At 40.9% G+C, this 14,620-nt stretch carries 12 protein-coding genes and 1 pseudogene; 1 reads left to right on the forward strand and 12 read right to left on the reverse strand.

All coding sequences use genetic code 11. The annotated features are described in order from the left end of the window. Positions 1–42 precede the first annotated feature (42 nt). The 8 genes from BFS30_RS02675 to BFS30_RS02710 all read right to left on the reverse strand — a co-directional run bounded on the left by BFS30_RS02675 (position 43) and on the right by BFS30_RS02710 (position 10,228). On the reverse strand, positions 43–1,746 hold the full coding sequence (locus BFS30_RS02675) for a sodium:solute symporter (protein ID WP_069377860.1): 1,704 nt from the start codon (positions 1,744–1,746) through the stop codon (positions 43–45). 88 nt (positions 1,747–1,834) lie between these two features. Then, positions 1,835–4,273 (reverse strand): PIG-L family deacetylase, encoded by a 2,439-nt coding sequence (locus tag BFS30_RS02680; RefSeq protein WP_069377861.1) that lies wholly within the window; start codon positions 4,271–4,273, stop codon positions 1,835–1,837. Between the two features lie 94 nt (positions 4,274–4,367). Then, the gene (locus tag BFS30_RS02685; RefSeq protein WP_083251921.1) at positions 4,368–4,967 is read right to left on the reverse strand and encodes a hypothetical protein; all 600 of its coding nucleotides are present in this window, start codon (positions 4,965–4,967) and stop codon (positions 4,368–4,370) included. 102 nt (positions 4,968–5,069) lie between these two features. Further along, complete coding sequence (locus BFS30_RS02690; RefSeq protein ID WP_069377863.1) at positions 5,070–5,696, reverse strand: FMN-dependent NADH-azoreductase; 627 nt, start codon at positions 5,694–5,696, stop codon at positions 5,070–5,072. Positions 5,697–5,752: 56 nt separating this feature from the next. Continuing rightward, positions 5,753–6,346, reverse strand: a complete 594-nt coding sequence (locus BFS30_RS02695) for a Crp/Fnr family transcriptional regulator (RefSeq protein ID WP_069377864.1) — start codon at positions 6,344–6,346, stop codon at positions 5,753–5,755. 262 nt (positions 6,347–6,608) lie between these two features. Continuing rightward, on the reverse strand, positions 6,609–7,505 hold the full coding sequence (locus tag BFS30_RS02700) for a M57 family metalloprotease (RefSeq protein WP_069377865.1): 897 nt from the start codon (positions 7,503–7,505) through the stop codon (positions 6,609–6,611). A gap of 166 nt (positions 7,506–7,671) precedes the next feature. Then, positions 7,672–9,162, reverse strand: coding sequence for a tetratricopeptide repeat protein (locus BFS30_RS02705; RefSeq protein WP_069377866.1), 1,491 nt, complete (start codon positions 9,160–9,162; stop codon positions 7,672–7,674). A 235-nt stretch (positions 9,163–9,397) separates the two neighbouring features. Continuing rightward, positions 9,398–10,228 (reverse strand): M57 family metalloprotease, encoded by an 831-nt coding sequence (locus tag BFS30_RS02710; RefSeq protein ID WP_069377867.1) that lies wholly within the window; start codon positions 10,226–10,228, stop codon positions 9,398–9,400. A 649-nt stretch (positions 10,229–10,877) separates the two neighbouring features. Between BFS30_RS02710 and BFS30_RS02720 the strand changes: the two are divergent. Continuing rightward, a pseudogene (locus tag BFS30_RS02720) lies at positions 10,878–11,836 on the forward strand (PDDEXK nuclease domain-containing protein). Positions 11,837–11,897: 61 nt separating this feature from the next. Here the strand turns inward: BFS30_RS02720 and BFS30_RS02725 are convergent. The 4 genes from BFS30_RS02725 to BFS30_RS02740 all read right to left on the reverse strand — a co-directional run bounded on the left by BFS30_RS02725 (position 11,898) and on the right by BFS30_RS02740 (position 14,475). Continuing rightward, positions 11,898–12,329 carry a DoxX family protein gene (locus BFS30_RS02725; protein WP_069377869.1) on the reverse strand — a complete coding sequence of 144 codons (432 nt, stop codon included), beginning with the start codon at positions 12,327–12,329 and terminating at the stop codon, positions 11,898–11,900. A 62-nt stretch (positions 12,330–12,391) separates the two neighbouring features. Then, a complete protein-coding gene (locus tag BFS30_RS02730) occupies positions 12,392–12,997 on the reverse strand; it encodes a TetR/AcrR family transcriptional regulator (RefSeq protein WP_069377870.1) in 606 nt (201 codons plus the stop codon). Between the two features lie 134 nt (positions 12,998–13,131). Further along, positions 13,132–13,725, reverse strand: coding sequence for an alpha-ketoglutarate-dependent dioxygenase AlkB family protein (locus BFS30_RS02735; RefSeq protein ID WP_069377871.1), 594 nt, complete (start codon positions 13,723–13,725; stop codon positions 13,132–13,134). A 159-nt stretch (positions 13,726–13,884) separates the two neighbouring features. Further along, positions 13,885–14,475, reverse strand: coding sequence for an insulinase family protein (locus BFS30_RS02740; protein WP_167353119.1), 591 nt, complete (start codon positions 14,473–14,475; stop codon positions 13,885–13,887). Positions 14,476–14,620: the final 145 nt, after the last annotated feature.

Raw genomic sequence — 14,620 nt, forward strand, 5'->3', positions numbered from 1 at the left:
AAAAAAAGAAGCCCTGTTGTGATCACAACAGGGCTTCTTTTTTTAGTTTATAACCGTCTTTTTATCTTTTCCTATAAGCTGTTGTAAGATCAATGCCACGAGTATCACCAGCAGACATCCAATCACATTGAGCCATAAATAAGCTACCCATTCCTGCTGACCAATCAGAATAACGGCAATTTCAGCTACGATGGCTGCAAGAAATACCGCTCTTCCGTTTACCTGCTTCAGGTAAAAGGCAACCAGAAATACGCCTAATATGGTTCCATAAATATAAGAACCCAGGATGTTCACAGCTTCCAGCAGATTCCCGATCTTACTGGCATACAAGGCCATAATGATACAGATCACACCCCAGAATACAGTGGCCAGCCTGGAAGCCTGTAAATATTCGTGATCCGAACCATCTTTCCTGATCAGCCGTTTATAGATATCAATAACGGTAGTAGAAGCCAGGGAGTTCAGTGCACTGGCCGTTGATCCCATAGAAGCCAGGAAGATAATGGCGATCAGCAGGCCAATCAACCCTTTCGGCAGGTATTGCGTAACAAAACTCAGGAATATATAATTGTTGTCGTTAATATCCGCGGCTTTATCGTTCTTCGTCATCAGGTTTGTCACCTCTTTTCGAATCCCCTTTCCCTTTTCATCGGCATTCTGCAAGGCTTTCCGCTGCAGGTCAATTTCGGCTTTATTGTCCTGATCCAAAGCCAGGTTCATTTTATCAACAACCAGCTGTTTTTCCTTAAAGGCTGAATCATATGCGGCCTTTAGCTTGTTCAGTTCCGGATTATATTCACTTTTCTCCAGCTTGTTTAATTCAAAGCTATTGAAGAAAATCGGTGGGCGGTTATACTGATAAAATGTAAATACCAATACCCCGATTAATAAGATAAGAAACTGCATGGGAATCTTCACCAGGCCATTCATCAATAAGCCCAACCGGCTCTGATTAACAGAGGCGCCGGATAGATAACGTCCAACCTGACTTTGATCGGTTCCGAAATAGGAAAGCTGCAGAAAGAAACCACCAATCAATCCGGACCAGACCGTATAAGGATTTTGAAGATCAAACTTAAAATCGATTGCGTTTGTTCTTCCCATTTTTCCGGCAATACTGATCGCTTTGCCGAAACCAATATCCCCGGGCAATAGATGAACCACCATAATTCCCGCAGCAAAAAGTCCGCAGAAAATAATGCTCATCTGCAGCATTTGAGTATAGGATACGGCTTTAGTTCCTCCATAAACGGTATAGAAGACCACCAGACTCCCCATAAATAAAGTGGTATAAGTGGTATTGATGTCTAAAATCGTCGAGAGAATGATCGAAGGTGCATAAATGGTGATTCCGGTAGATAAGCCCCTTTGGATCAAAAACAGAAAAGCCGTTAAAGCCCTGGTATTTAAGTCAAATCTTTGTTCCAGAAATTCGTAGGCTGTATACACTTTCAATCTGTGGTAGATCGGGACAAAGGTGATACACAAGACGATCATCGCCAGCGGCAGACCGAAGTAAAACTGCACAAAGCTCATCCCCGAAGAATAAGCCAGGCCCGGGGCCGATAAAAAGGTGATCGCACTGGCCTGGGTTGCCATCACGGAAAGGCAAACATGATACCAGGGTAAACTTTGGTTGCCCAACAGGTATCCCTGAATATTCTGGGCCCCACGACTTTTATAAACGCCGTAAACCACAATTACCACCAGTGTGAGGATCAGAACTCCCCAGTCTACATTACTCATTCAAAATATTTAGTAAACACGTAAAAAATGACGATTAAGAAGACCAGCCATGCAATCAGAAACCTGTAAAATGTCCGGTAGTTATCCATTATTTCTGTTTTGAAATTAAATTCACAAACAAGCGGTAGGCTCCGGGAACACCGGCAGGTAATTGCCTGAAGAAAGAAAGAGAAGTATACACAAATCGTCCTTTACCGTAATCAGAAACAATTAAGGATCCGTTTTTCTCGGGTTCCCCGGCATCATGCATCCCAAGAACAGGGGTGTATTTAGGGTCAATATTCGTTGCAAAATATAAACCTCTTTCCTGTACCCAGCCATCGAAATCTTTAGCGCTGATTTTATTCGGATAATTTAACACCGGATGTCCTGGATTCAGCAGGGTCACTGCCGCATCTTCTTCCGTTACACGGTCTCTTGATAAACTGAAAGGGTAAGGTCCCAGATCATTCCGTTTTAACGGACCGTTTACGTTGTACTGGACTAGCAACACCCCACCATTTTCTACGTATTTCATCAGCTTAGGCTGCATAGCATTAACCTGCTCATTGACGTTATACAAACGAACCCCGGTAACAATGGCATCAAAGGCCGAAAGATCAGAGTTGATCACCTGCCGCTCGGAAAGCTGTTGTACCTCAAAACCAATCTGTTTTAAAGACTCTGGAACCAGGTCACCCGCTCCTGCAATAAATCCAATTTTTTTACCGGCGATCTTCAGATCGGTATGGTCTATCCTTGCTTCAGAAAAAGGGAATAAGGTCTGTACCGGAATATGATCATAATTCAGTACGCGCAAACCCTGATGATAGCTTTGACCATCAACCATTACCTTCAGGGCAAAATCACCACCAATGGATTTTGCTCCGGGGTTGAGCTTAAATGATACCGTTTGCTCTTCTCCTTTTTTATCCATTGAAAAATCAATTTTCTGCGGACTGATGCTCCATCCCGAAGGCAGCTGAGGAACCAGCTCGCCTTTCACCCGGTCCCGAAAACTCTGTAGCTGAATGGAAATAACCTTGCTTTCATTTCCGTTAAACAGGAATGCTTTTTCGCCCAATGTTGCCGTAACCGGAGGCGCAATCACCAAAGGTTGATATACTTCCCCTTTTACCGGATCAGTAAATTTATAGACTACAGGATATTTTTTCTCGATCAGCGTTTCAGCAATTCTGATCCTGAATACTCCATTTACCAGAGCAGGATTCTCCGGAAGTCCGATAAGCTGGAGCTCTTTCACTTCAAAACTTCCCTGCCCATGTTTATTTTCCAGCCAATGGGGCTGAGTATTATGGTTGGCACTGCCAAATATTTTACGTTCTGCAGAAAGCAATTCATTAGGTCGCAGATCGGCTGAAAGCCCGGTTTGGACCTCTTCGATATGAATGGGATAAGGAAAATCAGCTTTGATCCTGGCAATTGCCTGAATTCTTACCCCAATGGAATCATGAAGCGCGTAAGCCTGATTTGCCGCAGCAGCTTCAATCCAGATTCCCGAACAAGCCAGAATCAGGTTGTCCAGCAACTCATGTTTAAAAGGCTTTCCTTTTACCAGTGTTCTTAATTTCAGGAGCTTGGCAACAGATGCTGAAGGGTTTGAAACCTGATATTCTTTATTGATCTCCGTAACTATTTTTTGGATTTCTGTATTTCCGGAATTTCTGTTTAAGGTAAAATCCACTCCCTCAAAAAGGTCTGATTTTGCCTTTTCACCAGCCACTGGGCTAAAATATTCAATAGCCTGTCCGCGTTGTCTGGAAGAGCCAAAACCCTGGCTTTTATGATTTGATCTGCTCTCCGCAGCAATTTCCCCGTATCCTTTTCCCAATAAAGCATTATATAATCCTACATCAATTTTTAGCTGATCCTCTGACGTCGTATTGTTCCCTCCGAAATTAAAGGTATTCCAGACGATACGTTTCGCCTGCCAGGGTTTCACAAACGCCAGTTGTTCCGGAAATTGTTTGGGATCTGCAGCAGCCGAAAAGGCTTCCCGCGCAAGAATTGCAGAACCGGAATGGTGTCCATGTCCGGCACGTGAATCTTCAGGGAAACGGGTAATGATGACATCAGGTTGAAACTTACGGATCACCCAGACCACATCAGAAAGAATTTTTGCTTTATTCCAGATCTTAAAACTTTCCTCAGGGTTTTTGGAGAAACCAAAATCATTGGCCCTGGTAAAAAACTGCTCTGCGCCGTCCGTTCTTCTGGCAGCAAGCAGCTCTTGCGTACGGATCAACCCTAAAAGCTCTGCCTGTTCCGTACCGATGAGGTTTTGCCCCCCATCCCCTCTGGTCAGCGAAAGATAGCCGGCACGTACCTTCTTTTCTTTAGCCAGATAGGCTAAAAGGCGTGTATTTTCATCATCAGGATGCGCAGCAACATATAAAACGCTTCCGGTTACATTTAAACTTTCCAGCCCTTGTTTTATTTCAGCCGAATGGAGTGGCGCCGCAAACTGTGCCTGTAAAAATAAAGGAAACACAGCCGGCAGCAAAAGCAGGTATTGACGAAATTTCATAAACAGATCTTAATTCTCGAATGTAAATAAAACATCCCCAATCTGAAACTTAATTCCGTCAATAACCGTAACAATCCTGAAAAGTACGACGAATTTACAGGAGAATTTTGCTGCTTACTTCTTTGTCAATGGTAATAAAGCCAGGATACTTAATCAATGCTCCACCTACTTTGATACTTGGTCTGATCTTTAAAGTCAGAATTCCTTTTTTCTCTCCCCCATTCTTGTTGCCTTGTAGAAATTCCGTGATTTCATTCATCACTTTGCTGTTGGTTACAAAAGGATAGATGTTTGCAACCATGTCCAGAGGAACGATGGTAGATCGTCCTGGTTCAATATTGACTTCCTGGTTCACAAAACCATTTACCAGTTCCTGTCTGTTGATGAGAATCTTGTACTCAAACTCATTAATTGCAGCAGCGTTACCACTTGGGTTAGTGATCTCCAGGTTTAATCTTGCCTTTAGTGGAATGTCTTTTCTTAACAAACCCAGAGCCAGACCAGGAAGACTTGCCAGGTTGATATCCTGATTGTTGATCAACCTTTTAACGTCTGTACCTGCCAGGGAAATCTGATCTGCAGAATGGATTTTGTAAGTGCATTTTTCCAATGCTTTTATTTGATTGGCTTGCTTACCGATGCCACAGCTCTGAATAATAATTGCCGTCAGGCAGAAGAAAATGATCTTTTTCATGGTATTTATGTTGCTTTCTTTGTGTGCAGATTTAAAGGTACAATAATAGCGCCATTTAGCTATAATGGTTTAAAAAGTCAAATGATAACAACTCATCACCGTTTAGTTGATTCCATTAATAAGCTGAAAAATCTCCTGTTTTGATTTTTCAAATATCTCTCCTCCAAACTCTTCGTTGTCCAGTGACATCGTGGTTACATCATTGACCCCCATCATTCCGAAAACGAACTGCAAATAGCTGGTTTGAAAATTCATATGTTCATTTTTTTCATGCTGCCCATAGCCGGTATCTCCTCTGCTCGAAAGGATGTACATCTTTTTGTTTTCCAGCAACCCGACGTAATCCCCGTCCGGTTTACCAGACCGGAACTTCCAGGTTTCATTGATCCGCATCACCTGATCGATATATGATTTTAATCCGCTGGGTATTGACCAGTTGTACATTGGAGTTCCGATGACATAGATATCGTTCTCCTTCAATTCCTGAACCAATTCGTTGCTGAATTGTAATTCGGCCTGATTTTCAGCATTCTTGTCCTTTGGTTTTAAAAAAGCACCTGCAATCCATTTTTCATTAATTGCCGGTACAACTTCTAATCCAATCTCCCGGAAAGTAAAACGATCCTCCGGATACCGGCTTGCCCAGTTGTCCATAAATGACTGGGTCAACATTCTGCTATACGACCGTTCTGTTCTTACACTTGCATTAATTATCAATATTTTTTTCATCTGCTTTAAATTTTGAGAAAGCAAAACTCAGCATAACGAACATCAAAAATATTGACCTAGTTCAATGACTTTTTATTTTTCCGCCTGATCCTGCTTAAAAATTCAGCAGAAATCCCCAGATAGGAAGCGATGAGGTATTGTGGGATTTTGGCCGCAAGCTTTGGATAACTTTGTAAAAAATCTACATACCGGTGTTCGGCATTATAGACATTGTTCATCACAATCCTCTTCTGCAAAGTGCCCAGATAACCTTCCAAAATGATTCTGAAATATCTTTCCATAGCAGGGATCTGCTCCAGCATGCTTTGAAAAGAAGCAAAACTGATCTGCAAAAGTTCGGTCCTCTCCAAGGCCTGGATGTTGTAGATAGAGGGCATTTGCTTTCGAAAGCTATCTATATCTGTCGCCCACCAGTCATCTGTTGCAAAATAAAGAATCTCCTCTTGTCCGGTATCCGCGTTGATATAGAATGCTTTCAACGTTCCGGAGATGATGTAATTGTCCTTTCGGCAAATCTCTCCATTTCTCAGCAGGAAGTCGTTTTTCTCCAATACCTTTTTGGTCCAGAACGAATTCAAAAGCAGGATCTCCTCTTCGCTGAGCCTGACATGCTTCGAAATGTTATCGGTTAATTGATGTGTTGAGTTCAAATCGATCCTTTAAATTTATTTTATCAATAAGAACAATTTGCAATATATTTCCTTATAAAGGTTGAAAAATCCAATTATAATTGATATAAAGAGTCAATTCCCCCTCCATCAGGCAGCTTTGTTCCGGCTCTTACGCTGTCTTTTTGTACTTTCCAAAGACAACACCAATAAAACTGAAAATAGCATTTCAGACAAGGAGACCTCATGTAAAAGGCTGCCCGAAATTTGGGGCAGCCTTAAAAACCAATTAAATACGGTTAAATTAGTTTACCGGATAAAGTGCTTTGATTGCAATCTTATCATTTGCTGTAAAAGGACGATTATTTGCACCCATACAGGCCAGCATCCATGACTCAGGATCTGCGCCTACTGGTGTACCAGGAATATGAATCGCACCTACTCCTGCCTGTCCTTCGTTAGCAGCCATAAAGTAATCCATAAATGACTGTATGCCACAGCTATAACGTCTGTCTGCATAATCCGTATGTCTGAAGCCTATCGCATGTCCGATTTCATGGGCAACAACAGTGGCTAACAAATTATTACTGGCATAGTTAGGACCATAAACTACATTGCTCAGTTTAATCGGGGAAGCAGGATTTCCGTTAGTCGGGAAGCCCGCAGACTGGCCTAATATGGTTTGTCCGCTTGGTGTTTTCCCGAGGTCGGCACCCTCAATCAGAATGTCTTCTTTTTCTGTAGAAGTTGAGCTCAGCAATCTTAAACTAAGTTTAAGCCCCAGGTCATTGTAACGTTTGATGGCTTCTATTGTCGCATTATCAAATACGTTTTGTGAAGCACCGGCTACCACTTTTATTTTTAATACCCTGGGCAGCCCGGTAACCACATTGGTAGTCCGGTATTGTTCATTCTTAGGCCCTTTATTAAAGGCCTCCGCCACAATACCCTGTTGATAGGCAATATCCTTTGGTGTCAGAAAGACATCCCCTTCTACAAGGTAACCGCCGTTAATTTTAAACGCATCGGTTGGAGAAAAGCCTGCCTTAGCAATGCCGTCAATTTCTGCCTTTGTTAATTTTTCATGTGACGCAGCCGCAGTTACATCTGACTGGTTGTTTTTTTTACAGCTTGCCATAGCAATACCGGCTAAAAGTAGCAGATAAGCAGCTTTTGATTTCAGTAGGGATTTTGTTTTCATGTTTAGTTAGTTAATAGTTTTGGTTGATGATGATTTAATTGGTTTTATCGCTCAAAAACAGCAACACAAATAAAATCTTTAGCCTACACAATTAACCATTAAATAAATACTCACATCTACTCAATATAGCCTGGAGTACCAATAAACGAGATTTAAACCCTTTTCATCAGAGCCTGGTCATCCAGATATTGATGTCTTCTTCCGAAGAAATTCTCAGTTTCTTACGGACACGGTACTTCTTTCCTTCAACCGCCCTTACGGAGAGCCCTGTATATCTGGCAATTTCTTTTGTTTCAAAATTGAGCCTTAATAAAGCGCAGAATTCAAGTTCTGATGCCACCAGATTCGGTGCAATCTCCAGGACCTTTTTTGTGAAAGCCTGATCAAACTTATTAAACTTGGTGAAGAATGCCGGATCATTTGCAATAGCCATCTGTACCACCGTTCTCATCTCCTCTTCTTCATTTTTTTGTCCCGGAACTCCTGCCTGCTCCAGCATCTGTACTTTTTCCTCCATCAGGCGACCTTGCTCCAGGCTTGCCAGCTGCGTTTTTCTATACTTTCTGAATAAGATAAAACCAGTGTACAGGCTCAGGAAAAACAAGGGTAAAAAGATCAGCAGAATTAAGGTATACCTTCCTGATTTATGTGCATTATGCAGCTCTTTTTCTTTAAGTAAACCGGCCAGCGGTTTTCGGATGGCCTCCTTCTCTACCCTCGCCAGACTATCAGAAATCGCAGTGTATTTAAGCAGAAAGACTTTTTCCTGATCCGCGTCATTAAGCTTGGCATATACTTTTGATAAGCTGTTATAGGCAAACTTTTTTATATACACTGCGTGTAATGAATCCGACAGAAAAAGCACCTCTTTAAGGGTTTTAAGAGCCTTTTTGTAATCGCCATTTTCGTAATACAGCGTCGCGAAATTCCCCAGTTTCAACATCTCGGTTTGCCTGGATTTGAATTTACGTTTGGCTTCCCCCTTTACTTTCAGGTATTTTCTGGCAGAATCGTACTGTTTGGCATCCAGAAATTTACCGGCAATATTACTTTCAGACAGGCTAAGTCCAACGATATATTTGCTGTCGTTGCTGATCTTTTTGTATTCTTTATAGCCCTTTTTATAATAATACAATACAGAATCCAGTTTTTTTTGATCACTTTCAAAGCCAAAAGCCAGGCCTGTATAAATCTGACCAAGCCGGTAATGACGACCATTGAGATCAGCAATCTGTTCTGCATGAATTTTGGCGAGATCATACATTTTCCGCCCCTCTTCACAAAATCCGAGCGCCATATAACTTCCCGCCATCAATGTGAATAAATGGGTGGTAAAAGTTTTATTATTCAGTTTTAAATTAACGGCCTTTGCCTGGGTTCCTATTTCCAGCACCCGCTCAAAATTCCCGCTGTCAAATGCCAGTCCGGCCATGGCATTGTAGCTCCAGACCAGCATCTTGGTATTCCCTGTTCTTTTCGCTTCCTGATGAAACTTATTTGCGAGCTTGATTGCCGATTTTACATTGCCTGCCTGATCAAGCAAGGCACATAAACGGTCTATTTCCGGATCGTTATCCCTCGCATAGGTTTTGGAAGGCAAAGTGATAAAAAAGAGTAGGTTTATAAATAAGTATAAGAAAAAAAGATTTTTCTTCATATCTGTTCAGCTCGTTTATATCTGGTTTTAAAGCGATTAAAGTAACATTTTATCTCTAAAATTCAGGCTTAAAATCCATCAATTTAAAAAACAGTCCGGATCAGGATTTGCTTAATCGCTATAGCAACGCTTAAAGTCGTATCTGCTCTGGATGATAAAGACCATATATCCGGAAATCAAAAAATACCGGATGTATACACATCCGATATCTCCACCACCCTTTACCTTGATTTTTTTATTTATACAGATAGTTTAAAGCAACCACATCATTTGCATTAAATGTGCGGGGATTACTTCCTACACATGCAAGCATAAATGATTCTGAATCAGGAGCGGATGGTGTTCCCGGAATTCTGATGGCACCAACACCGGCCTGTCCTTCATTGTCACGTGATCCGCCGCAGCTATAAGCGCGGTTTGCATAATCGGTATGACGGAATCCGATGTTATGTCCGATCTCGTGTTGCAATACGCCCGCAATCTGCTCCAGGCTTTTAGAAGAATAACCTGCAGAGTGGGTATTGAAAAGAATTTGAGCATATGGGTTTCCTGAACTGGTTGGAAAACCACCACTGGCCAATACAATCCTGCCCAGGAAATCAGGCCCCTGATAAAATCCTTTGATGTCAATGATGCCCTTTGTTCCTGTTGTAGCACGTTGAAATTTAAGTTTCAGTCCCAGGTCATTGTATCTTTTGATGACAATATCCAATGCCTGAGAGAATTTGATATCCAGGCCGGTAACAGAAACGGTAATGGTTCTTGGGAGGTTCTTCACGATATTAGTAGTCCTGTATTGCTCGGTTTCTGCAATATTCAGGTTGGTATTTACTGCAGCTTCATTCAGGTGAGCTTCAGTTAACAGGATATCACCTTCTACAAGGTATCCATTTTCCATTTTTTGAACTTCATGGGTGTTGAATCCCAGTTTTTTAATCTGAGCCAACGTAGAGGCAGAAATTTCTTCCTGTTTTTCAGCAACTTCCGCATTCTTTTCTTTTGAACAAGAATAGATGCTACTGATCAGTAAGCTAAGCACAGCCAGGGATAAGATTCGGTTTTTCATAGTTTAACAATTTAGGATGTTTTTTTAGTTTGATTGAATTCGTAAATAGGTGGTTAATTAATCAAATCATGCTGATTAGGCAATGCAAGTTTAGTCCTAAAACACCTCCCGGTGGTTAAAAAGATCTACTCACATCTACTCAAATGCAATAATTAAGCACTTTCCTACGATTCGGGAAACTAAAGTCCCCTGATAAACTCCGGTTTTATAAAACATCCTGTTGAAAGGCTACAGGTTTGAAGCTCCTCCACAGACAAACAAGCGTAATAAGAGTCATAGTCAGGTCAATAGCTGCACTGCCCCAGTACACACTGCCAATACCGAAAAACAGAGGCAACAGCTACATCAGAGGAAGATAAAATATGGCCTGACGGGAAATAAGATAAGTCCATCACAATGACCGGTAAGAATGGCAATACCGACATATAAACCTGCAGCTGATCTGAAATGACGATATTAGACATGATTACCCTCAGCACCTGATGCGGAAATCCGATGCCAATCAACCAGCCGGCCCTAAAAACCGTAATTGTTATTATTAAAGTATAATTAATTTAAAAACTATTAAGATAATTTAAACTATTATAAAGAAATTAGGCAAGAGGATTTATAAGATATTAAAGGAATCCCTAAACCTAATTCAGTAAAAATGAAAGATCCGGAAAAACAAAATCAGCTTTACTCAGAAATTTTCACAGTGGTCAGTCAGGCTAAGCAAAGGGTTTACCAGAGTAGCAATAAGATCTTATTACAAATGTACTGGCAGATTGGAAAACTGATTGTAGAAGATGAACAGAAAGGTAACGTCAAGGCAATGTATGGTAAAGCAACCTTAAAAAATCTTGCTAAATTACTCACTATTGAATTTGGAAAGGGTTTTGATGAAAGTAATCTTCGAAATATCCGGCAGTTTTACCTTTCTTTCCAGAAACGTGACTCACTGCGTCACGAATTAAGCTGGACACATTATCGAATATTAAGCAGATTAGAGACAGAACCTTTAAGGAACAGGTATACCCAACATTGTATCGAAGGCAATTGGGATACCCGTACCCTGCAAAGAAACATCAAGACCCAATACATCGGAAGGATACTCGAAGAAGAGCAACCCGAGATACCTGCAGCAAAACAGCTCATCAAAGATCCTTACATTTTCGAGTTCCTTGGGATTACCAAGGATTTTCCTGCTTCTGAGAATAATATTGAAACGGCTTTAATTAATCACATTCAGCATTTTTTAATGGAATTGGGAAAGGGTTTTGCTTTTGTAGCCAGACAACAACACATCGTAACCGATACTTCCGATTTCTTTATAGACCTGGTATTCTACAACTATTATCTGAAGTGTTTCATTCTGATTGATCTCAAAACCAGGAAACTCAGCCATGAAGCCATTGGTCAGATGGATATGTATGTAAGGATCAACCTACCCTGGGTATGATCCTATGTACAGAAAAGGATGAAACGCTGGTTAAATATTCTGTATTGGCCGAAAACGAAAAACTATTTGCCAGTAAATACCGGTTATACCTTCCTGGTGAATTGGAACTGAAACAATTGATTGAGCAGGACCGGCTGAGACTGGAGCTGGATCAGCTGAATGAATAAATAAAAACACGCTTTACAGTATTAAATTTAATACTGTAAAGCGTGTTTTTCGAAATGCAGATTAACGTCTGCGTTTGCTCAGGTTGTTACTGATGATCTGATCAACACTATACTTACCACTTCCGGAAACAAAAAGGAAAGCATAAACAACCAGATAATGTAAAGCCAGTTCTTTTTTATCAAAACCATCAGGCCCATGGATGACAACAATCGCAACCAGCATCGTAATGATTAAAGGAATTACTGCCAATCGCGTACCCAATCCGATCAGGACTAAAATCGAACAAAGAAACTCTGCAAAAACAGCTAATGCCAAAGATGCCGGTTCTCCAACACCGATCGGATCTCCAAACTGTATTGGTTCTCCTGAAGTCAGCATTTGTAACTTTCCGTAACCATGAACCAACATAAAAACAGCAATACTAATGCGTAGGACAAGCAGCATAAAGTGTATGCCTTCATGGTTAAAATTGGTGTTGAATATTTTTTTCATTGATGTAGATTGGGGTGAATTTTAATAGTTTATGATTATTGATGTAAATTAAATTTAAGAAATTATTTGCTGGTAATGGAAATAATAAAACCTGAAATCGCATCCTGAAGAATCATTTTCTTTGATGCATCCGGCTTCCCTTCTTTCTGAATCATCTGAATGGAGACCAATCCATGGAGAATAGACAGGTAAGTGTGGTACTTGAGGAAATAATCAGCTTCCGGCCTGGGGCTTCTTGCAATTGCTTCCTTAATGGTAGAGATCATGATGCCAGTGGCTGTCTTCATTTCTATCACCTGACTTACCCGGTCACATGCCGGAATTCCCAGACCAAACATGAGCTGGTAATATTCATTATGATCAAAGGCAAAATCCCAGTAAGCATGTGCCATAGCCTCCAATTGTTCTGCCGGCTCCTCATACTGATCCTTAACCTCCTGCAGTGTCTCTGAAAGCTTCTGAAATCCTTCTTTTGTAAACTCTAACAAAATCGCTTCCTTATTTTCAAAGTGGTTGTAAATAACCGGAATGCTGTATTCTATCGCATCTGCAATTTTGCGGATCGACAAGGATTGCCAGCCATCAGAAATGACCTGCTGCCAGGCTGCCTCAAGAATACTCGCCCTAAATTCCTCCCTCTGCCTTATTTTTCGTTCTGCAATTCCCATGTACTATGAATTTTTGTTAACACCGTTAACAAAAGTAATGGGTAAATTATATTTTAAAAACTCTTTGCGGAATTCTGACTTAAATACAACAAATAAGCGGGCTTATCTCACTTTTTATCAAAAAAACCAGACATTTAATCAATAATCAAACGAAAGGTCAGGTTAATTCTGACAGAACTGGCCTTTACCGTTTTTGGTAAACGGTGTTCCCAATAATGCTGTGTCTCTCCTTTCATCACCAGTACGCTCCCATGGCTCAGGTCAACGGAGATAATAGGAATCTTTTCTACATATCGCCTGAACTGGAAAATCCGGTGTGCACCAAAACTTACAGAGGCAATCAATGGGTATTTACCAAGATTCTTTTCGTTGTCCCTATGCCAGCCCATACTGTCAGCCCCATCCCGGTAATGGTTCAGCAGACATGCATTAAACCGGGCATTGTACTTCTGTTCGATCCTGGTCTTAATTTGCATCATCGTATCTGTCCAGGGCAGTGCCTTCATCGTAATCCCGGAATAGCTATAACTGATTTTCTCATCTCCATAAAAGGCGGTGAGCCTGGGCTGCATCACTGTCTTGCCAAAAATTTTTATCGGTTCCTGCTTCCAGACCGTTGCTGTTGTCAGCTCCTTTAAATATTCATCGCTTTCCTCCGGATTAAAAAATCCGGGAAGGAATAAGGCCTCTCCCTGAACCGGAAGAAGATTTACATGGTCTCCGTACATCGAATGACTATTAAAATAGTTTTGTATAAAGATAAATCAATTTTCAGTATTAAACCGCTTATCCTTTATCATCTGACATAAAACAAAAAAGCAGATGGAAATTCTTCCATCTGCCATCATCCCCCTACGTCTCCCCTGTTATTTATTCTGTGCTATTGCTTATTTTGCAATGGCTGTCTCCTGGTTTTCTTTCCATTCACCAAATGCTTTCTTAGTCAGCGCTTTTGCCTCTGCAAGAGTGATGTCACCCGCAATGGTAATGTAAGTCCTGGATGGTTTAATCTGTTGGTTATAAAATGTTTTTAATTCATCGAATGAGATGGAATGTTCCGCATTTTTATTTGCCTTATCCACTGCTTCTTTATCCATTTCCGGCTTTTGTATGGCGGATGACAAGACTAAAAATGCGTTTTCAAAATCTTCAGCATCTGCTGCCACGTTCCCCTCTTCAGCGTTAATATTAACTTTAGGCGCGATATCTTTTCCGTTATTAGCAAAAGCAACTTTACTTTTATGAATAGCCCCTTCTGTCAGAAGGTTGGTTAACACGTCAGATACAGCAGCATTGGTTGATACAGGTTCCCCATCGATTTTAACGGATGCAAATACTTTGCCCATTCCACTATTTTCAGCCACGACAACTTCTATCCCGTTTTTCAGTTTAAAACTTACCGGATCTTTCATTGTTCCCTGCGCCTGAATATTGTTAAAAGCGAATACACCTATAATCATTATTAATATTTTTTTCATTGTTATCATTTTAATTTTTTTCTTCAAGTTGATAGATTGGATTGATTTATTGAGTCAAAGGTAGACCGGTTTTAAAGCCTGAAAAAGACAGGATCGACAGAAAGGCAAAAATGCTCGGTGAAAGGATATAGTATAGATGCACATC

Origin of the sequence: Pedobacter steynii, from assembly GCF_001721645.1 — a bacterium.
Taxonomy (GTDB): Bacteria; Bacteroidota; Bacteroidia; order Sphingobacteriales; family Sphingobacteriaceae; genus Pedobacter; species Pedobacter steynii_A.